18 protein-coding genes, 1 tRNA gene and 1 pseudogene are annotated in these 19450 nt (G+C 45.4%); 11 read left to right on the forward strand and 9 right to left on the reverse strand.

What is annotated here, in order from left to right; all coding sequences use genetic code 11:
- Positions 1 to 4: 4 nt before the first annotated feature.
- The gene (locus V512_RS03455) at positions 5 to 1636 is read left to right on the forward strand and encodes a capsule assembly Wzi family protein (protein ID WP_099829071.1); all 1632 of its coding nucleotides are present in this window, start codon (positions 5 to 7) and stop codon (positions 1634 to 1636) included.
- Between the two features lie 828 nt (positions 1637 to 2464).
- On the opposite strand, the gene V512_RS03460 is transcribed toward V512_RS03455, so the two are convergent.
- On the reverse strand, positions 2465 to 3559 hold the full coding sequence (locus tag V512_RS03460; protein WP_099829072.1) for an AI-2E family transporter: 1095 nt from the start codon (positions 3557 to 3559) through the stop codon (positions 2465 to 2467).
- An 82-nt stretch (positions 3560 to 3641) separates the two neighbouring features.
- Here V512_RS03460 and V512_RS03465 point away from each other — a divergent pair, with 82 nt between their 5' ends.
- Positions 3642 to 4286: a hypothetical protein gene (locus tag V512_RS03465; protein ID WP_099829073.1), complete on the forward strand. Its 645-nt coding sequence runs from the start codon at positions 3642 to 3644 to the stop codon at positions 4284 to 4286.
- Positions 4287 to 4370: 84 nt separating this feature from the next.
- Here V512_RS03465 and V512_RS03470 read toward each other — a convergent pair whose 3' ends face one another.
- The 3 genes from V512_RS03470 to argF form a co-directional block, all read right to left on the reverse strand.
- Positions 4371 to 4922 (reverse strand): TetR/AcrR family transcriptional regulator, encoded by a 552-nt coding sequence (locus tag V512_RS03470; protein ID WP_099829074.1) that lies wholly within the window; start codon positions 4920 to 4922, stop codon positions 4371 to 4373.
- Positions 4923 to 5013: 91 nt separating this feature from the next.
- Positions 5014 to 5952 carry a carbamate kinase gene (arcC, locus tag V512_RS03475; protein WP_099829075.1) on the reverse strand — a complete coding sequence of 313 codons (939 nt, stop codon included), beginning with the start codon at positions 5950 to 5952 and terminating at the stop codon, positions 5014 to 5016.
- Between the two features lie 8 nt (positions 5953 to 5960).
- Positions 5961 to 6902: an ornithine carbamoyltransferase gene (gene argF, locus V512_RS03480; protein WP_099829076.1), complete on the reverse strand. Its 942-nt coding sequence runs from the start codon at positions 6900 to 6902 to the stop codon at positions 5961 to 5963.
- Positions 6903 to 7065: 163 nt separating this feature from the next.
- Here argF and argS point away from each other — a divergent pair, with 163 nt between their 5' ends.
- From argS to V512_RS03505, 4 genes and pseudogenes are all read left to right on the forward strand, one after another.
- The gene (argS, locus tag V512_RS03485) at positions 7066 to 8697 is read left to right on the forward strand and encodes an arginine--tRNA ligase (RefSeq protein ID WP_099829077.1); all 1632 of its coding nucleotides are present in this window, start codon (positions 7066 to 7068) and stop codon (positions 8695 to 8697) included.
- On the forward strand, positions 8697 to 10013 hold the full coding sequence (rlmD, locus tag V512_RS03490; protein ID WP_099829078.1) for a 23S rRNA (uracil(1939)-C(5))-methyltransferase RlmD: 1317 nt from the start codon (positions 8697 to 8699) through the stop codon (positions 10011 to 10013). Before argS ends, rlmD begins: the two co-directional genes overlap by 1 nt.
- 386 nt (positions 10014 to 10399) lie before the next feature.
- Positions 10400 to 10504: pseudogene (locus V512_RS03495) on the forward strand (PspA/IM30 family protein); the annotation flags it as partial.
- A gap of 446 nt (positions 10505 to 10950) precedes the next feature.
- On the forward strand, positions 10951 to 11856 hold the full coding sequence (locus V512_RS03505; protein WP_099829080.1) for a bifunctional enoyl-CoA hydratase/phosphate acetyltransferase: 906 nt from the start codon (positions 10951 to 10953) through the stop codon (positions 11854 to 11856).
- 206 nt (positions 11857 to 12062) lie between these two features.
- Here the strand turns inward: V512_RS03505 and V512_RS03510 are convergent, their stop codons facing one another.
- Positions 12063 to 12914, reverse strand: coding sequence for a PHP domain-containing protein (locus V512_RS03510; protein WP_099829081.1), 852 nt, complete (start codon positions 12912 to 12914; stop codon positions 12063 to 12065).
- On the opposite strand from V512_RS03510, the gene V512_RS03515 reads away from it, so the two are divergent.
- The gene (locus V512_RS03515; protein WP_243392237.1) at positions 12891 to 13820 is read left to right on the forward strand and encodes a serine/threonine-protein kinase; all 930 of its coding nucleotides are present in this window, start codon (positions 12891 to 12893) and stop codon (positions 13818 to 13820) included. The genes V512_RS03510 and V512_RS03515 overlap by 24 nt on opposite strands.
- A gap of 1 nt (position 13821) precedes the next feature.
- On the opposite strand, the gene V512_RS03520 is transcribed toward V512_RS03515, so the two are convergent.
- The 4 genes from V512_RS03520 to thiI are packed head-to-tail and all read right to left on the reverse strand — an operon-like array spanning position 13822 to position 17130.
- On the reverse strand, positions 13822 to 14661 hold the full coding sequence (locus tag V512_RS03520) for a polyprenyl synthetase family protein (protein WP_099829082.1): 840 nt from the start codon (positions 14659 to 14661) through the stop codon (positions 13822 to 13824).
- Positions 14648 to 15178, reverse strand: a complete 531-nt coding sequence (locus tag V512_RS03525) for a bifunctional nuclease family protein (protein WP_099829083.1) — start codon at positions 15176 to 15178, stop codon at positions 14648 to 14650. Before V512_RS03525 ends, V512_RS03520 begins: the two co-directional genes overlap by 14 nt.
- A 10-nt stretch (positions 15179 to 15188) precedes the next feature.
- Complete coding sequence (locus V512_RS03530) at positions 15189 to 15941, reverse strand: lysophospholipid acyltransferase family protein (RefSeq protein ID WP_099829084.1); 753 nt, start codon at positions 15939 to 15941, stop codon at positions 15189 to 15191.
- Positions 15916 to 17130 carry a tRNA uracil 4-sulfurtransferase ThiI gene (gene thiI, locus V512_RS03535; RefSeq protein ID WP_099829085.1) on the reverse strand — a complete coding sequence of 405 codons (1215 nt, stop codon included), beginning with the start codon at positions 17128 to 17130 and terminating at the stop codon, positions 15916 to 15918. The genes V512_RS03530 and thiI overlap by 26 nt, the downstream gene beginning before the upstream one ends.
- 81 nt (positions 17131 to 17211) lie before the next feature.
- Between thiI and V512_RS03540 the strand changes: the two genes are divergently transcribed.
- The 4 genes from V512_RS03540 to V512_RS03555 all read left to right on the forward strand — a co-directional run bounded on the left by V512_RS03540 (position 17212) and on the right by V512_RS03555 (position 19343).
- Positions 17212 to 17928 (forward strand): tetratricopeptide repeat protein, encoded by a 717-nt coding sequence (locus V512_RS03540; protein WP_099829086.1) that lies wholly within the window; start codon positions 17212 to 17214, stop codon positions 17926 to 17928.
- A complete protein-coding gene (locus V512_RS03545) occupies positions 17928 to 18422 on the forward strand; it encodes a hypothetical protein (protein WP_099829087.1) in 495 nt (164 codons plus the stop codon). The genes V512_RS03540 and V512_RS03545 overlap by 1 nt, the downstream gene beginning before the upstream one ends.
- The gene (locus V512_RS03550) at positions 18415 to 19218 is read left to right on the forward strand and encodes a carbon-nitrogen hydrolase family protein (protein ID WP_099829088.1); all 804 of its coding nucleotides are present in this window, start codon (positions 18415 to 18417) and stop codon (positions 19216 to 19218) included. The genes V512_RS03545 and V512_RS03550 overlap by 8 nt, the downstream gene beginning before the upstream one ends.
- Positions 19219 to 19267: 49 nt before the next feature.
- Positions 19268 to 19343 (forward strand) — tRNA-Lys (locus V512_RS03555).
- The last annotated feature ends 107 nt before the right edge of the window (positions 19344 to 19450 follow it).

Below are 19450 nucleotides of genomic sequence, written 5' to 3' on the forward strand. Positions count from 1 at the left end.
TTCCATGAAGAAGATTGTTTTGCTGTTTTTCATGGTGTTGTCGATGGCAATTCTTGCAAGCCAGGGTACGTTGATATTCAAGGGTACAGATCAATATGACTTATTTTTGGGCAGAAACTTGATTGAAGGAAAGACGCTCTTTACACCTAATACAGGGATTCCTGAGGGTTTTGCTTCAGTCCAGCTTAAGCAGCCCGTTGTGAAGACTTCTCCAGGAACAGAAATCCACTTGAGAGTTACTCCACAGTTCCTCATCCACAATTTCGAGCCTTTCAAGGAGAAGGGCTGGCTAAAATCCGTGGTTCCACTTTACTTGAGATACCGTTATGATACTCTTAAGCCCTGGCTTGTACTGGGTTTTGAAAGCGAAGTATCCGACCATATCACAGGGTATATAAATCTCGATATTCCAAAAGACTATCGGAGTTACATCAGTCACGGCGATAATTTTGATTCGAAGCCCTACATGAATTTTCCAGTGGAGCTTTTTGAAGGAAAAATCGAGGCGCTCGATATGAGCTGGCCTACTTTCGGCTATGTAACCTACGCAAATGAAAGCTTCTACGCTTCTCTAGGTAGATATAAACTTGCCTGGGGTCCGATGAGAAATGGGCTTGCAATAAGCGATGCGTCATCTTATTACGATAATATCTCTTCTTCATATACTACTCCCCTCTGGAAAAACGGCCGGTTCACGTATTCTTTTCTGGTCATTACCCCGACTTCTCTCCTGAACGATGAAGAATGGATAAAGCAGGGAAAGGTGTGGGATCTCAATCAAAGAAGACCATACACTGAAGGAGCGAAGACGATCATCGGGCATCGGTTCGATGTTCAGTTTGCAAGCTGGGGAAGGGTCGGGGTAGGCGAGATCAATGTTGTCGGTGGGAAGCACCCCGATCTGAACGATGCCAACCCATTCATCATCTTCCACAATACTTACGGTGAAGATTTCTCCAACGTCATGGCTTCGCTCGATTTTTCTCTAGCGCCGTTTAAGGGAATCGAGGTCTACGGGGAAATCGCCATCGATGACGTTTCGTTCGGTTCGACAGAGGCCGGAGCGCGTGGCAAACCAACGGCCCTGGCTTATGGTGGGGGTCTTAGATACGCGACGGATATAAAGGGAACGTTGCTTCTTGCCTCTGTGGAGCTCTATCATACAGACACGTGGATGTACAATCGCTGGCAGCCGCTTCTCACATTTACAAACAGAATCTACACAAAATCCGAACTTCCCGGAAGCAGGGATTTCACGGACTATCCGCTCGGCTTCAAATATGGCCCTGATCTGAAAGGTTTTTCTCTTATGGCAAGTGCGATAATGACTAACGGGCTTTCGATCTCCTTCGTTTATGATCATTTCAAACAGGGAGAGGTTACTCTTAAGACACCATACTTGAACATGGAAGAACCTGAAGACGACCCCGGTCAGTTTACTAATCCGGAAGATTGGAGTGGCCCCGTCGGTGAGACCGTAAATGCAAATATCATGAAACTTAACATAATGATTCCTTACAGGGACTTCACTTTCGGAAGCGATTTCTCGATTTATTTCGGAGGTTATTTCAAGAAGAACGGTGGTTATGACAAACCGATTTTCGAAATAAGGCCTTATGTATCTTATATCTTCTAGGTTGTGGTGGGACCGGGCGAGCAAGCCCATGAAGCTCAGATGTCTGCTGTCGCTGCAAAGCCGCCCGAGCCTTCAATGGTCAGCGTTTTCTGAATTCAACGAAGAGGCTAGATGCCGAATTAAGTATATCTAGAGGGGTAAGATTCCGAGCGCGCGTAGAGTTCAGAGGTTTGAAAATCAAGATCGGCAGGCTTCAATTCGAGAAAAACCATATTCGGGACTACCAAGAGCAGGAAGAGGAAGCAGATCCTTTACGGTATCGTTACTGACAGTACAAAAGGGGTGAAAAACGGTATAGATCAAAGGAACCGGTCAGTCCCTGTTTTCATGAGAGCACACACCCCATAGCGAGAGGGCCCCCATCAAGTGGGAATTTAGATCAAAAGTGTAGAGATTGCGAAGCAGTTTTTTGTTTGACGATAATAACGATCCTTGAAATAAGGAACGAAATGTTTGAGAGCCATATAGAGATCATCTAGGTAATGATGAGCCATAAGAGCCGCTGTTCGCAGTGAGATAAAGTTCTCCGTCGACGAGTGAGCCTTTCTCTCTTCTATCCCTGTAACTTGCATCTTGTTACGTGCAACCGGTTTCTTCCTGGAGGAGGACTGCTCACGGTCAAGGGATCTTGGGCTTCAAAGCGCTCAGCTTCTTCAATTAAGCGTCCGGCGGCTATTCTAGAAGCGAAGCCCTTGACAACGATCTCTCACGGTGCCCAGTGCGCAGCCGAAAAAGGCCTTTACAGCTTTCTTTTTGAATTGCATGAGCTGTCTCAGATAAATCCAAAGACAAGAAATCCGATCACGAAGCCAACTATCAGTCCCAGGATCAATCCTCTTGTGAATTTGTCTGGTTTTCTTCCTGGAGTTGGGGATTCTCCTCTTTGACTTTCTTTGTACCAGTCTCTATCGTAGATTCCCAATCATGATCACTCCTCTCTTTTATGATAAACTCCTTCCAGAATCGCTTTATGAAGAGTATCAGAGGCACGGCGAACAATACGCCGAAAATTCCGATAAGCTCTCCAAAAGCCACCAGCGATACCAGAATAACAAACCAGTTTATCTTAACACGATGAGAGAGAATTCTTGGTGAAAGCAGCCACATATCTATCTGATTTGCTATCAAGAGCACAATCGCTCCACCAATAACACCCCAGATGCCGTTTTGAACATAGCCGAGAAGCAGCATCGGGATAGTTGTTACAACAACTCCCAAGAAGGGTATGAAATTCGTCATTCCTGCAAGAAGTCCCAGGAAGAGAGCGTTCGGGATTCCCACAATCGCTGCACCTGCACCTATCATAATTCCTTCGATTACCGATATTAGAACCTGGCCAGCGACATAGGTCTGAAAATCAGTGTACAGAGAATTGAGAAAACCGGTTACCCTGGATTGATCGCAGCTGGGGAAGATAATAGGAACCTTCCTTCTCAAGATTCCGGTTCTTCTTGCAATCACGAAGGCCGCTACTATCATGAGAATAATCCCGGTAATCCATGATGTAATGTTTGAGGCAACATATCTTCCCAGTTCAATAGCACCACCAGTTAACAATTGTGAAGCTCTCTGGGCAAGGTCCGTAACGGAATCTGCAATAAACGGAGGAAGTCTTTCGAGCCACTCTTCAAAACTTCCGTCCATGAAGAGGGCATCCATCTCAGTGGCAATACTACGGATTCCGTTGATCGTAATCGGAATGGCGCTGTACACAAGAAAGAATAAGAAGAATAGCAATACCATTCCAGTAATGATTCCAAGAGCAGTCTTCGATGTTTTCTTTGTAACGAATGCGGATGGTGCACTAATTATTAGAGAGAAAAGAAAAGCAAGTCCGATGACCCGCGAGGTCATTGGAAAGAGAAATAGTGTGGAGAATATCGCAATGAAGTATCCAAGAATCCATAGCCTAGTCTTTTCCATATTGGCGCGCCTCCAGAGCTGAGAAGATTTGATCTGCTTTGTGTTGTATACTGAATATGTGCTTTCAATAAAGAGGTGTCCTATGAGAAGAGTATATATTATGGTGATCGTGTTTTTTTTAATTTCTGTGATGTCATTTGGATCAACTCACTCTTCAAGAATACTGTCTCCCGGATCGGTGAAGGCTATGCTGGGTTTCAAAGATGTGGGATTGAGGATCGGCATACTTCCCTTTCTAGAGGCCGGTTGGTTCATCGATGAGGGTTCATACTTCACTCTTGGCTACGATGGCAACTTTCATGTCGCGTCCCGCGTCTCATTTTCTTCACTGGAGGAAGCGAGGGTGGTTGCAGAGTTAGGATATGACTTCAATGTTGTGTATCTGGAAGTTAGCGGCCTGTATGAATATTCTGCGCCTGACGCATCCTTCCTTGGTGGGCAACTGAAAACAGAAGTATTCTTTGACAACTATTTGAGTACTGTCAGTGCCACTCTGGGAAGATTTCAGAAGGTAGCCGGTGAGACTGAAAAGAAAAGCTACACCTCTGTGGGGTTCTCAGCGAGGAGAAGACTGGATATTGACAAGAAGTTCTACTTTGTGAATATTGAAAGTATTGAACTGGCCGGCACACTGAAGTGGGAAATCAAGGATGATCTCGCCTCTTTCAACCCTTTTCCTGCTTACAGTTTCGTGGGGATGCAGCTGAACCTAGGATTTCTTAACTGATAAACAAAGTCTTTTCCTGCTCCTTGTCAGGAATGGCGATATTTGTATCTGCTTTAGTGATGAATAATCCTCATACCGACAAGTTCATGAAAGGAGTTTTGCTATCTCATCTACTTCTTTTTCGTCGGACATCTCTCCATCGACGGACATCTCCATAACCTTGCCCGCCATGTAAGTTAAGAGGCGATGGGATACCTTGGAAGCTCTTCTCATGGACATAGAAGCTCCTAGAGCCCTCTCGACTCTATCGTAGAAGTCGGCTCTTGCGTTGATTAGAATCTCTCTTACCCTTTTGTTCTTCATTCCATGAAGCCAAAGATAAACAAGAGAAACCATTATGTCAGATCTTTCGGAATAAAGCTTTAGCACCTCGGCATAGAGATCCCTGGCAATCTCAACGGGTTGTTTGGCTTGATCGATGAGTGGTTCGAGTCTTGGAAGTACGTAGTTGTTCAGAATGTGCCTGGATAGATCTATGAGCATTCCCTCTTTGGAGCGATGGTGATAGTGAATTGCAGCAAGATTGACTTCTGCGATGCTTGAAACCTTTCGTGTGCTCAGTCCCTCAATTGTTTCCTCAGCGATCACCTGTATAGCGGCTTCCATAATTCTCTCTCTCGTTTCTTGTCCACGCACTGTCGTCACCCCTTTCAATCATTCGTATAACACATTATATCACATTGTGTTTGAAAGTGAACGGCGAAGCCGGGAAATACCCGGCTTCTTTTTATGGAATAATCCTTGTGCCCGACTTTCCCCTAAGTGCCTGGTCGACCTTCTCCAGAGAGGTTATTATTGCTTCCTTTCCCGTTCTTGAAGCAAATTCAATTGCTGATTCTATTTTCGGCAGCATGCTTCCCTTTGCGAAGTGACCGGCATCGATCAACATTTTACCTTCTTCGACAGTAACTACCCTCAGTTCTCTTTGGTCTTTCTTTCCAAAGTTGATGTATGCGTGGTCGACACCGGTAAGAATTACTAAGGCATCGGCATCAATCAGTTTCGCAAGCAGTGCGGACGCTCTATCTTTATCGATGACCGCCTCTACACCTTTTATCATTCCCCTCTCATCTCGAGCAACCGGAATTCCTCCACCGCCTGCCGCTACAACAATTGTCCCATCGTTGATCATCTCTCGTATCGGTTCAATCTCCAGCACATCAAGTGGTATCGGAGAGGGGACTACACGACGAAAACCCCTACCCGCATCTTCTTTCACAGTCCAGCCTTTGGTTCTTTCAAGTTCCTTAGCGGTCTTCTCATCATAGAACGGTCCGACCGGCTTTGAAGGGTGCAGGAATCCCTCGTCTTCCCTATCTACTACGATTTGAGTCAGAACGCACGCAATGTCTCTTCTTTTGCCTCGCTTCAGAAGCTCATTGTTCAGGGTCTGAGTAATCAAGTAGCCGATAGATCCCTGAGTCATTGCATCGTTTACATCGATCGGAAAAGGAGGGAATACGTCTTTTGACATATCCTGTTGAACCAACAAGTTGCCAACCTGCGGGCCGTTTCCGTGTGTGATTATCAGTTCATAACCTTCCTCTACAAGATCTGCGAGATAAGAGGTAGTTGAGAGGAGGTTCTTCTCCATAATTTCTGCAGTTGGTTTTTCGTTTGGTTTATTTAGAGCATTGCCACCTATTGCAACAACGATTCTCTTCATTTTTCCCCCTATAGCAGTGTGGCTATCATAACTGCCTTAATTGTGTGCTTTCTGTTCTCGGCTTCTTCAAAGACTCTTGAAATGGGACTCTCAAAGACATCTTCAGTCACTTCGTTTCCTTTGACTGCGGGGAGGCAGTGAAGGAAGATCGTCTCCGCCTTTCCAGTCTTTCTCATCATCTCGGCATTTACCTGATAGGGCTTCAAAAGGGCTATTCTTTCCTGCAGCTTTGCTTCTTCTCCCATAGATGCCCAAACATCGGTGTAAACCGCATCGGCATCCATCAGTGCCTTCTCCACGTCTTCAGTAACCTCAATTTTAGCTCCAGACTCTTTCGCAAGCTCCCTGCACTTATCAACTATCGCCGGGTCTGTGTGAAGGCTCTTTGGGCCGCATGCAACGAAATGCAAACCCATCTTCGCAGAACCTATCATAAGAGAGTTGGCCATGTTGTTTCTGGAATCGCCAACGAAGACGAGTTTTCGCCCCTTCAAAGTCCCGAGTGTCTCTTCAATCGTCATGAAATCGGCGAGAATCTGAGTTGGATGGTACAGATCTGTTAGGCCGTTGTACACGGGAACGCCTGACCACTGAGATAGCACTTCAACGGTTTCCTGTTTGAAGCCTCTGAAAGCTATCGCATCAAACATTCTTCCCAGGACTCGTGCGGTATCCTTAAGGTCTTCTTTCACTCCCAGATGAATGTCGTCTTTCGAAAGAAAGACAGCATGCCCACCTTCTTCTCCGAAGGAAGTCTCGAATGCAGTTCTTGTTCGTGTGGAGCGCTTTTCAAAGACAATTGCCAGAGTCTTCCCTGCAAATCTGACGGTTGGTGTTCCGGCTCTCTTCTCGACCTTAACCTGTCTGGCTACATCCAGAAGATAACGAATCTCGTCGCTTGTGAAATCAAGTAGCGTCAAAAAGCTTCTCCCTTTTAAGTTTACGCCCATCTTAACCCTCCTTGTTTTGGTTATCTCTAATATAATACATATATAAGTTCCGGCTTTCAATTGCGTTTATTGGCTCGAGGAAACGTGGATTAAACCATATCACAACAATGCGGTGTTATGCTTTTGTATGCTAAGGTATATTGCCCTAATTCGGAGGTGCCCGGTGTTCAAGGAGAAGTTGGAAAGTTCAGTAAAAAATGCAATTAGGGAGTTCGCCATTGAAGACGAGACGATTGACTTCAAGATCGAGATGCCTCCTGAGGGATTTGGGGATTTATCGACAAATGTTGCTTTCATGCTGTCAAAGACTCTCAAGAAAAGCCCGAGAGAAATTGCCACATTGATTTCGGAGAGTCTCAGCAAGGAGCTAGATTACAGCAGAGTTGAGGTAGCTGGTTCGGGGTTCATAAATGTTGATTTCTCTTCGAAATATGTTTCATCGGTCTTGGAGAACATTCTTCAAACTCCGGATTTCTGGAAAAAGACAGGCGAAACAAGCATTCAACTCGAATTCGCAAGTGCAAATCCAACCGGTCCCTTCACTGTTGGCCATGGTCGTCAGGCAGTATTCGGTGATGTTCTATGCAGGGTCTTCTCTTCAAGGGGTTTCAGGGTTCAGAAAGAGATGTACATAAATGATGCCGGTCGACAGATAGGGCTTCTTGGGAGATCTCTTTGGGTAAGGTATAATCAACTCCTCGGTCTGGAAGAGGAGCTTCCTGAAGATGGCTACCAGGGAGGGTACCTAATTGACATTGCGCGAGATCTTGCTGGAGAAGTAGGTGAGCACTTCAAAGGTGTCTGGAATGACGACTCTGAGAGTTACTTCAAGAAGTACGCTCTTGGGAAGATGCTTGAAGATATTCTTGGAACCTTGAGGACATTGAGAGTGGAATTTGACAACGTGTTTTTTGAGAGTTCGCTAATTGAAGATGGAACTGTGAAATCAGTCATTGAGATTCTAGATCGAAAGGGACTTACATATGAATCAGAAGGTGCAAAGTGGCTAAGAGTCTCAAGTTTTGTTGAAGATGACGATAAGGTTCTAGTCAGATCTAACGGGACAAACACGTACTTCATGACCGATATTGCATACCACTACAATAAGCATCAAAGGAATTTCGAGAAAGTTTTCGACATTTGGGGAGCGGATCACATGGGTCACATACCTAGAATGAAGGCCGCAATGAAAGCTCTCGGAATTGAAGACGATTTCCTCAATGTGATAATTCACCAGTATGTGAACCTGAAGAGAGAGGGCGAAGTTGTCAAGATGTCAACTAGAAGAGGTGAATTCACGACACTCGATGAACTTGTAGAAGCGGTCGGTGTCGATTCGACGAGGTATTTCTTTGCGATGTTTGATCCCGATACTCACATGCTGTTCGATATTGACCTGGCAAGACAGAAGTCCAATGACAACCCGGTATTCTATGTCCAGTACGCAAATGCAAGAATAAGCAACGTCTTCAGGACTGCACAGGAGAAGAGCGTAGCTGTTTCAGGCGATTCTCTAGAATTGCTTGACAGTCAGGATGACAGAAGAATTATAAAATTGCTGACCATCTTCCCTGAAATACTTGATTCAGTAGTTGCCGATTACAGGACGAATCGCCTGACTTCCTATCTAGAGGATATATCAAGAGCTTTTCACGCATACTACAACAAAAACATAATTGTCGATCCCGCGAATCCGGCTTTGTCGGGGGCTCGATTAGCTTTGTGCAAGGCGCTTCAGAATATTCTCAAAAGCGGGCTGGAGCTTCTTGGCGTTGAGGCTCCCGACAGTATGTGATGGAAGAACTGAGGATCGAAAAGCTTATCGCAGGTGGGTTCTCACTTGCCAGGACAAAAGACGGGAAGGTTGCCCTGCTTGATGCCGGTTATCCCGGAGAAGCTGTGCTTGCTAGCAGAAAGAAGGGGAAGAGCGATTTTCGCCTGATGAAAGTTGAGAAGATCATAACACCTTCAAATTCAAGAAGAGAGAGACTCTGTAGAAGCTTTCCGACATGTGGGGGTTGTGATTGGCAGACTCTGGAATACCCGGAGCAGCTCTTATGGAAGAAGAAGGTCATTGCGGAGCAGTTCGGCAGAGTTGGCAAGATCGATCTAGACGAGTTCGATATAGTCGCTTCACCGAAGGAGATCAATTACAGACTGAAAATGGAGTATGTTTGTTTTCAGGGAAAAAACGGACTCTCTCTTGGGCTTTACAGAAGAAAAAGCAAGTCACCGGTTAGCTGTCAAGGATGTGTATTGGGTCTTGAAGGTTTTGAAAAGGTGAGGGCCTTTATGGAAGGCATTTTGAGAAGAAGCTCAGTCAGACCCTATAACCAGGCGAACGGCAAAGGCGAACTCAAGCACCTAATTCTCAGGGGTAATGGAAGCGGGATAATGGCAATACTGGTTACGAAGGGTGAGCATCTCCCTGATGAGAGCAGGTTGGTTCATGAGGTGAAGAATAGACTTGGAGAGGTAACTACTCTTGTACATCTCATGAACGCAAATGACAGGGTTGTTATGCGTGGGGTTTCGAGAACGCTTTTTGGAGAAGGTCTCCTCGAACAGGAGCTTTTTGGAAAGAGATTCGAGGTTCCTCCTGCTGCATTCTTTCAGAATAATCTCCAAATAACAGAGTCGATTATTAGGCACATATCTTGCGAACTTGGGTCATCTCAAGGCGATTCACTTCTTGATCTATACAGCGGGATAGGAACCTTCTCCATCACTATTGGCAGCCAGATGAAGAACGTCACATCCGTAGAATCAAATCCAATTTCAGTAAAGGCTCTCAAAGCTAATTCGAACATCAATGGAATGTTCGGCGCTGACCTGATTATGAGCGATACCATTGAATACTTGAAGTCGACCGAGACCCACTTCTCGACGATAATCCTTGATCCTCCTAGGTCCGGAGTCGGCGATGATATTGTACTGCTCCAAAAGGTTAATCCTTCTATGATATTCTATGTTTCCTGTGATCCGGCTACTCTTGCGAGAGATGTTTCCAGGTTAGTAAAAGCAGGATTCAAAATCTCTTCGATAAAGGCCTTTGACATGTTTCCTCAAACGTGGCATGTGGAGACTGTTGTCCGTCTCGAGAAAGGCTAGCGGCTTGAGAAAACCGTTTTCTTGCAGTTGATAGCCGAAAGAGTAGACTTTTGGGGAAAGAAAGACGAGTATATTTGCGGCGATTCTCACTGCCCCGAAAATGCGGTAAACGCAACAAAGCCAACGATAGAAAATATGTGGGCGGTTGCGGATTTAAAACCCACCGGGATAGGTTGGGAGCGATAGATATTATTTCCGCAACTGTGGGAGATGGTTTAGCGCAAGCGATAGTCTGCCAGCCCTAGGAGCTAATGTGCTCTGCCTAGGGACGGGCTGATGGCACAGCCCTGAACTTGGGGTCATACTCCGATACCAGAAATGGACTTCGGTTTAATCACCCAAGAATCCCTTGCCTTTACGCATGAGAAGTGTCAAAGGAGGAGAAAATGGGTATTCTCGGCAGGTTCAGCGACATTATTAAGTCAAATGTTAATGCTCTTCTCGACAAAATGGAGGACCCTTCGAAGATGATCGATCAGTATCTTCGAGACTGAGAAGTCCGAGGAGCTCAGTCTAAAGGCATTTTGGCAACCGAACAGCGAATACCGGGTTTTGGTAACGGCACTTTGCAGGATATCTTATGGACTGCGGAGCTTATCCAAAGGTAAAGGCTATTAAACTCCATAAAGAACGTGCTCAAGAACGTGGCCGACAACGGTGGTAGGGAAACTGAAAGAGACCTGTTTGGAAAAGCTGGTGAATACACGACGAAAATCGGAAGAACTACCTATGGTGAGCCCTCTGCCCTAGATGAGGCAGAAGGATTGAGAGAAAGGATTATTTGGGGCAAGATCTTCTTCTGCCCTAAATGTCAAAGGATATAACCTTCATTCTCGTTGGCTAGAGAGATAACTCCGTTCAGTACACGGTTTGCATAGAATTCTCCAATCATGAGCTATACTTATAACGAAAGTAGTAAAAGCGAGGAGGGTTTCAGTTGAGAGATTTTTCTGAGATGATTTCTTTGGCTAAAGCAAGGGGGCCACGAAAGGTAGTTCTTGTTGGTTCTGACGACCGCGAGGCCATCAGGGCTCTTAAACTTGCATCCGATGAAGGAATAGCGAAGCCTTTTCTGGTTGGAGAAAAAGAAAAGACTAGAGCTATTCTCAGTGAAGAGGGACTCTATGGTGAAGTAATCAATGCGTCAACTCCCGAAGAAGCCTGCGAGAAGGGTATTAGACTTGTGAGGTCAGGAGACGCCGACATTGTTATGAAAGGCCTTGTCAAGACATCGACACTGCTCAAGGCTGTTCTTAACAAGGATTGGGGTCTGAGATCGGGGAAAGTTCTGAGCCATGTTGCGGCTCTAGATGTTCCGGTACTTGATAGGGTGGTTTTTGTTACTGATGGCGGTATGGTGATCCGACCAGATTTGCCGACAAAAGTATCGATAATTGAGAACGCGGTCGCCTTTCTGAAGTCCATCGGGTACGAAAGACCAAGAGTGGCATTGGTTGCTGCTGTAGAAGTTGTAAATGAAGATATGCCGGAAACGCTTGATGCTGCGGTTATCTCGAAGATGTCTCAAAGAGGACAGCTCACCGGGTGCGATGTGGATGGACCTCTAGGAATGGATAACGCACTATCGATTATAGCAGCAGAGATTAAGAGGATATCTGGTCCAGTTGCAGGAAAGGCAGATCTGCTTGTTGTTCCGGATATCGTAAGCGGAAACATCTTGGGAAAATCGGCAGTATACCTTGCAGGCGGAACAATTGCGGGGCTGATTCTCGGAGCTGCGGCGCCCATCGTCATTGTTTCCAGAGCCGACTCCGCTCCTTCAAAACTTGCTTCGATAGCTTTGGCCAGTTATTCCATACTTTCTAGTAACAAAGATGACTGAGTCTACTTCTGGCAAGTCGGAAAGCATGAATGACTTAGGTCGCTGATCGGTCGAGAAAGAAGGTTCTCGCCAGTTTAGCCGTGCTGAAGAGATGAAGCTTCACTTTGAAAGAGAGCGCCTCGAAGAACCGCTTTCCGCTGCACTTAAAGGACACAGCAAAAGATTCAGGTATGCTCTTCCGATCTCTTCACACCGATCTCAAAACGCTATTGAGACTTTTGAGGAGCTTTATCGTCCGCAGATAGCGACTCAAGAAATCTGCAAACAATGTCGTCTGGAATCTCTATGCCCAACTCCAGATTCTTTTTGTGCTCTCCATGGTAGTCGCTGCCTCCCGATGCAAGCAACCCCAGATCTTCGGAAATCTGAAGAAGCTCGTTTCTCGTCTCTAGATCGTACACCTTGTAGAAAACCTCGATCCCTCTCAATCCGTAGGACATCATTCTCTTAATCATCTCCACTGTATCCTCTCGATTAAGCATCATGGAAATAGGATGAGCAAGGACCGGAATCCCCTTTGCAGAAAGGATAAGTTCAATCGCTGACTTTATTGACAGCCTCTCCTTCTCAATATATGCAATTCCGTATTTGCCAATGAATCTTTCAAAGGCATCTTCATTTGATTCTGCGTAACCCTTCTTGACAATCAGGCTTGCAATGTGAGGCCTTCCAAGACTCTCGCCCGGAAACGAGCTTTCCAGCTCTTCATCAGTTATATCGATTCCAAGTGAACGCAACTTATAGAGAATCCTTGTATTTCTTAGGTTCCTCTTTAGTCGTATCTGTTCAAGATGTTTTTCGATTGAGTCTTCTGTAGAAACCATTCCGTAACCCAATATATCCAGAGTCTCGTGAAAATCACAACCAATCTCCACTCCTTTTACGTAAGCAATACCCATCTTCGAAGAAAGCTCTGCAGCATCTTTCTGACCGGAAAGCGTATCGTGATCTGTGATAGAAAGAACAGATATAGCTTTTTCATGAGCCTTCTCAACTACTATCGTAACCGGGTCAGTTCCGTCCGAATGATCGGAATGACAGTGAAAATCAACTACCATTTGTCTACCGCCTTTTCTTGCAATGATGATATTATTCTACTAGAGGTGATCATAATAGAATACTACCTCGGCGAAGGGACGATTTTGAAGAAGCGCTACAGAGTGATCGAGCCATTGGGGAGGGGCGGGTTCGGGCTGACCTATTTGTGCTCGGATTTTCACATGGGAACTAAAGTGGCCGTGAAGGAGTTCTTTCCAAGAGGTGTTGAAAGAGAAAACAACAATGTAAAGCCAGTAGACAGTGATCTGAAGGATGTATATTATGAGAAACTTTCTTCTTTCTCAGAGGAGTTCACTATTCTGTCCAAAATCGAAGATGATAGGGTTGTGAAGGTTCTTGATCTTTTCACAGAAAACAACACCGCCTACTACGTTATGGAGTTCGTAAGCGGAAAGACCTTGAGAGATGCAGTAAGAGCAGATGGGGCAATGGAGGATTCGAGGGCTTATGAAGTAATCGATGAGATTCTGAAGGGAGTCGCATCTATTCACAATAGAGGCTATATTCACAGTGATCTAAAACCAACAAACGTGATGATGACGGACTACGGTAAAATCAAGGTGATGGATTTTGGTGCGGCCTGTCTGAAGGATGTCTACCTTATCAACTCTCTCTCGAAAGTGGTCTCCCTGAGTTATGCCTGTCCTGAGAGGTTCTTTTCGTCCTCGCGTCCCAGTTCTTCATGGGATGTCTATTCTGTAGGAGGGATTCTATACTTCCTTCTTTGTGGAAGAGATCCAGTTCCTTCGACAGATAGAATGAAAGGAATTCCGCTTTTATTTGATGAGTTCACAAGAAAAGCGAGGCGCATTCTAGACAAATCAATGTCTCTGGTTGCAGAGAAGAGATACTCAGACGCAAACGATTTCAGAAGAGCCTTGAAATCAAGGTTTCTTGGGTTTTAGCTTATTTTCTCGTGATGAGGTCGTAGATTTCCACCATCTCGCTCTTTAGATCTGTGAAGACGGATATTTCTTCTAGAAGCTTATGAAACATCCCTTCAACTCTTGACTGAGCACTTTCAATCGATTCAAATGAAAGAATGGTCAGTTTGTCTTGGATTCCGTCTTTTCCCGGAGTCTTTCCGAGTTCTCGCTCTGTGGAGGTTACGTCTTTTATGTCGTCCAAAAACTGAAATAGCTTACCGAATTTTAAGCCTAATCGATGCATCTCATTGAGCCTCTGTTCGCTCTCTACCACAAATGGAGCCGCGAAGCAGAAGCCGAAAAGGGCGCCGGTCTTTGCGGCATGAATTCTCTCCATATGTTCTCTGGATCTTTCTTGGGGAAACACATCTTCAAATTCGCCTTCAACAACTTTCAGCGAAGTCTCATGCCATAGTTTGATCAAAGTCTGTTTGAAATCACAGTCGAGGTTCAGAGAAGAGAGGAGTCTTTGAGGTAACAACATAAGATAGTCCCCGGCAAGTATGGCTTTGCACTCGCCGAACTTCACATGACTAGAAGGCTGACCACGCCTAATACTGTCGTTGTCTATTTCAGGTAAGTCGTCGTGGATGAGGCTTCCGCTGTGGAAGAGTTCGACAGCCATGCCGACTGTCATGGAGTTTTCATCTCCAAAAGCCGTAACCTTTGAGAGCTCCCAGATAAGATATGCTCTAAGTCTCTTTCCCCCTGATAGAGGAGTGTAAGAAACGACCTCTTTCAAGGGTCCGGCGACCGGCAACCCATCTAGAAACTGTTCGAGTCTTCGATTGAAGAATGGTATGAACTCAGCTAGTCTCATTATCCTGGTCTCTTCTGAAGTGTTTTTTCAGTTCTTCGATGTCAAGGTTTTCAACGAATTTCTTGAAGCTATCATTGTCTTCTTCTTGACCCTGGTGAAGAGCATCGGCCTGAAGACTGCTCAAATCAATAGAGCTTTCCATGAAAACGGCATCTTCCACGAATATCGGAAAGCCTTTCTTCACTGCAAGCACCAAACAGTCTGAAGGACGCGCATCAATAACATGCAGCTGACCGTTTCTGTCCTGTAAGTGCAAGGAAGCGTAGTATATGTTGTCTTTCACCTGGCCGATAACCGCCTTTTCGAAAGTCCCGCCAAGCTGTAAGACTGTATTCAAGAACAGATCGTACGTCAACGGTCTGGGAAAGTCCTTTCCACTCACTGCAAGGGCAAGAGCCTCAGCTTCAAACGGACCTATCCATATTCCAAAGCCTTTGTTTGTCTTTTCGACTTCTAGTATGACTACCGGAGAATTGCTCTGATCAAGAGCCAGACCTCTGAGTCTTACCTGTAACATAAAACCCACCTCAATTTCTAAGTGATTCCAGTGACCCCTTAATTATATTATAGACTGCTTCACTGAACTCTTCCTCGGATTCGAAATCTTCGGGCAAGACCGGTTTACATATCGAAAGAGATATCCTTGACGGAGTTATTAGGAAGCTATTCTTCTTAAGGAGATTTCGTGTTCCGTCCAGGGCAACAGGCAGAACCCTTATTCCAAGCTTAAAGGGTATTGAAAGACTTCCCTCTTTGAATTCCCCAATCTCACCGCCGGTGCTCCGCGTTCCTTCTGGAAAGAGCAGAATCGTTCCGTCTTCTTTCAGTATCCGGAATATTTTTCTCATTGCTCCTGCGGTCTGCGATTTGTTTCCCCTTTCGATGTACACTCCGTCGAGAGCGCTAACAAACCAATTGATTCCCGGAATCTTCGATAATTCCTTCTTCGCAATAAAAGAGATTTCTGCGTACACATAGCCGGGAATCAGAGGAATGTCGAATGCGCTCTGATGATTTGCGACTATCACCATAGAGCCTGTCTGCGGCACGTTTTCTTTGCCTACTACCTTAACTTTTGAACCTGAAAGAATAAAGGCCGCACGGCCAAACCTCGACACTTCGCGGGATATGAATGTCTTCCGCTCTTTCTTCCCCTTGAGCTTACCTATGAGATTTCCGATTAGAATAATGATTCCCCCGTAAACGTAGATGTAAAGAACCCCGATTACGGCTATCCAGATCGTAACGAGCAGACTAAGAATCTTCTTGAGGAACCCCAATGACTCCTACCTCCAATACCTCTCCATTCTTCAACCTGTACATTCTCGACTTGTCAAGTGCTATTGCACCTAAGTCTTCGAAGTCAAGACCGGCCTCAACCCTGTTGATATCAAATAATCTCGCTTTGGTAGCTGGATTTGAAGGAACAAACACAGTACAACAATCTTCATACGGCAGTATCGATGTATCGAATGTGCCAATTCTCTTCGCCAGTTCTATCGTCTCGATTTTATCGTAAGTAACGAGCGGTCTGAGTACGATCAGACCTGTCTGTTCTTCTATGACCCTAAGGTTTTCCAGAGTCTGGCTGGCAACCTGCCCAAGGTTCTCTCCTGTTACGATAGCAACTATCCCATTATTCTCGGCAATCTTGCTGGCGATTCTCATCATGAGCCTTCTCTGGCATAGAAGGCTGTATCTCTCTTCAACGTGCTTATGGATAGCAATTTGAGCTTCGGTGAAGTGAACGGAATACATTCTGAACTCCCTGCCCCCGTTGTACAGAGAAAGCGTTCTTGCAAGAGAGAGAACTTTGTCAAAAGATTTCTCTCCCGTGTAAGGTGGACTGGAGAAGTGAATGGCATCTAGATCCAACCCCCTTTTCTGAGCGAGCCACCCTGCCACAGGACTGTCTATACCTCCAGAAAGCATAAGCATTGCTCTGCCACTTACTCCAACCGGGAGACCTCCGCTCGCGGTTGTCTTTCCGCAAGAAACGAGAACTCCCTCATCTCTTATCTCGATCTCGATTTTGAAATCGGGGTTGTGAAGATCAACAGATGTCTCAGGGATTTTCTCAAGAATCCGCTCACCTACTAAAGGGTTCAGTTCAATGCTCTTAAGCGGGAATCTCTTGTCCAGCCTCCTTGTTTCAACCTTGAAGGTTCTTCTTCCTCTCATAATCTCTTCATGAGCGAGGTCAACGGAAGTTCGATAGATGTCCTCCAGATCATATGAAGTCCATGTGCCGACACTGAAGTTCTGAATTCCGAATGTTCTTGACGCAACTTCTGTAGCAGCTTTGAGTCTCTCGGAGGGTACCGAAACAATGATTCGCCCTCTGATTCTTTCTACTGTGGAGCTTCCAAGCTGTCTCTTAATGTTGTTCACCAGGGTTTTCTCAAACAACTTCCTGTTTCCTTGCTTAAGGGCGATTTCTCCATATCTAACCACTAGAAATTTATCCATCAAACTTCCTCCGGCATCTTTTGATCATGTAGTTATATAATATTCCTATCATACAATCTTCTTTGGGAGGTGTACCTTTACATGAAGAAACTGCTTACAGTTGTATTTTTGATCGTGTGTTCAGTCATGATCCTCGCTTCTGATTATGAGACTCTGTATTCTGAATTCGTTGGAATAAGAGCTTTAGAGAATGTAGAGATGATGTCAGCGTTCATAGGAAAGCTTGAGTTGGAGGACATGGGAAACATAGAGATTCTTACTTTGCTAGCTGATTCGCACAGAGAATACGCGAACTGGATCGAAGACAAGAAATCGAGAGAGACTCATTATAAGAAGGCAAGAGAGCTTGCCGAGAAGGCTATAGAGATGGATGCCTCTTACGGAATGGCATATTACGTGAAAGGGGCGGCAATCGGTCAGCTGGCACAAATGGCAGGCATAATCCAGTCGATGTTCCTGATATCTGACTTCGACAAGAGTATTGACAAAGCTATGGAACTGATGCCCGACAGCCCGTTTCCGTTTATTGCTAAAGGCATGAGAGATAGGGATACTCCCTGGCCATACCGAAATTACGGAAAGTCGGAAGAACGATTCCTGAAGGCCATTGAAAATGATCCTGAATACATCAACAGCTACTACGAGCTGGCCGTTCTGTATGAAGTATGGAAAAAGAAAGATCTGGCGGCGCAGTACTACAAAAGGGTTGTTGAGTTGGATCTGCAACCGGCTTTTGTTGCTCAAGGACAGGAGTCGAAGGAAAAGGCCCAGAAGTGGCTTGAAGATAACGGTTACTGATGCTTTATAGGATACTTTTCTCGCTTGTTCCGCTTTTCCTGATGCCATTTCTCAATTACCAATTCTTAGACTCGGTGATAGCCGTGTTAGTAATCCTTCCGGGAATGATTCTCGGAAACAAGACGGATCGAGTGGCTAGAATACAGAATCTCACGATGATTCTTTTCTATGTGGTTCTCATATTCGGCTACTTTCATGATACAACCGGCACAATCTACAGAACCGAGGTCATGATTCTGGTTGCGGCTCAAGGTGTGTCTGGCTTTTACGGCTTACTTCACCAGAAAAGACTGCTGGCAGTGGTCTTCTCGCTGGGATACTGGATTCTGGTAGGAGTTGCTATGGGAAGAATAGCTTATTTTCGGCTGGGGAATAGTGGAATCGTTCTTACGGTGGTACTAATGCTGCTAGTTGCTGCGCAGGATGTCAGAAGGATTTTCAAACCTTTGGCTAAGAACCCTTTTATGCAGGGTGGTGAAGACAGTAATGAGTAGTGCAGGTAAAGTAAGAATCGGAATCGTGCAGTTTAGAGCGTATAACGATGAACCTGGAGAAAACCTTGAGAGAGCGACTAACTACATAGAGAATCTAGTAGAAGAAGAAGTGGATCTAGTGCTCCTTCCCGAGATGTTCAATAGTGGATACGGAACGGACGAGACCACAGTGAACAACGCGATTGAGATGCAAGAAGAAACCGTGGAAGTTCTGTCTGCACTTGCGGATTATAACGATATCGCCATAGTAGGTGGGATGGTCAACAGAAAGGATGGGGTCGTTTTCAATTCCACTGTGATAATGTTTCCGTACCTCGAACCAATCTACTACAACAAGACTCATCTCTTTCGAGACGAGAAAAAGGTCTTCACTCCTGGAAGCGAATTCAGGTCATTCGAGTATTCTGGAGTCAGTTTCGGAGTGCTGATGTGCTACGAAGTAGGATTCCCCGAAATCTCAAGAAAACTCTGTTTGAATGGAGCAGAGATTCTATTGATTCCCTTCGCTTTTGGGAGAGAGAGAAGAACGATTTTCGATGTTGCAACGAGAGCTCGTGCGATAGAAAACGCATGTTTTGTCGTTGCTGCAAGCCAATGTGGAGTCGGTAGATCGATTAACTTCGTCGGAGAGAGCAGAATTGTGTCTCCCTCAGGCGAAATTCTTGTAGATTGCGGTGGTGCAGAAGGCTTCGCTTCTACCGATATTGATACCAAGCTTGTGAAGAAGTACCGGTACAGTGAAACCCGCGATTCACACGGGTATTTTTCTAACTTCAGGAATGACCTTTATCGTTGAAACCCGGTTGACAGGTTCATTCGCATGGGATACAATAAATACCGTCAGTGGGCCGTTAGCTCAGCAGGCAGAGCGATTGATTCTTAATCAATAGGTTGCAGGTTCGATCCCTGCACGGCTCACCAGAAAGTAGTATTAAGTGGAGATCTTCTCCCACCCCCGCCCAAAGGTTGAGGGGTCAATAGCTTGAAAACTGGTTATTGACATGGCGGGTTGTTCCGCCAATTTTTTT

The sequence above is a fragment of the Mesotoga sp. Brook.08.105.5.1 genome (genome assembly GCF_002752635.1).
Taxonomy (GTDB): Bacteria; Thermotogota; Thermotogae; order Petrotogales; family Kosmotogaceae; genus Mesotoga.

What these genes read in the sequence shown, in the direction of transcription:
- V512_RS03455 (WP_099829071.1), top strand. Translation starts at nt 5, where the DNA reads ATGAAGAAGATTGTTTTGCTGTTTTTCATGGTGTTGTCGATGGCAATT.
- V512_RS03460 (WP_099829072.1), bottom strand. Translation starts at nt 3,559, where the DNA reads ATGGAAAAGACTAGGCTATGGATTCTTGGATACTTCATTGCGATATTC.
- V512_RS03465 (WP_099829073.1), top strand. Translation starts at nt 3,642, where the DNA reads ATGAGAAGAGTATATATTATGGTGATCGTGTTTTTTTTAATTTCTGTG.
- arcC (WP_099829075.1), bottom strand. Translation starts at nt 5,952, where the DNA reads ATGAAGAGAATCGTTGTTGCAATAGGTGGCAATGCTCTAAATAAACCA.
- argF (WP_099829076.1), bottom strand. Translation starts at nt 6,902, where the DNA reads ATGGGCGTAAACTTAAAAGGGAGAAGCTTTTTGACGCTACTTGATTTC.
- rlmD (WP_099829078.1), top strand. Translation starts at nt 8,697, where the DNA reads ATGGAAGAACTGAGGATCGAAAAGCTTATCGCAGGTGGGTTCTCACTT.
- V512_RS03515 (WP_243392237.1), top strand. Translation starts at nt 12,891, where the DNA reads ATGACAGTGAAAATCAACTACCATTTGTCTACCGCCTTTTCTTGCAAT.
- V512_RS03510 (WP_099829081.1), bottom strand. Translation starts at nt 12,914, where the DNA reads ATGGTAGTTGATTTTCACTGTCATTCCGATCATTCGGACGGAACTGAC.
- V512_RS03520 (WP_099829082.1), bottom strand. Translation starts at nt 14,661, where the DNA reads ATGAGACTAGCTGAGTTCATACCATTCTTCAATCGAAGACTCGAACAG.
- V512_RS03525 (WP_099829083.1), bottom strand. Translation starts at nt 15,178, where the DNA reads ATGTTACAGGTAAGACTCAGAGGTCTGGCTCTTGATCAGAGCAATTCT.
- thiI (WP_099829085.1), bottom strand. Translation starts at nt 17,130, where the DNA reads ATGGATAAATTTCTAGTGGTTAGATATGGAGAAATCGCCCTTAAGCAA.
- V512_RS03540 (WP_099829086.1), top strand. Translation starts at nt 17,212, where the DNA reads ATGAAGAAACTGCTTACAGTTGTATTTTTGATCGTGTGTTCAGTCATG.
- V512_RS03545 (WP_099829087.1), top strand. Translation starts at nt 17,928, where the DNA reads ATGCTTTATAGGATACTTTTCTCGCTTGTTCCGCTTTTCCTGATGCCA.
- V512_RS03550 (WP_099829088.1), top strand. Translation starts at nt 18,415, where the DNA reads ATGAGTAGTGCAGGTAAAGTAAGAATCGGAATCGTGCAGTTTAGAGCG.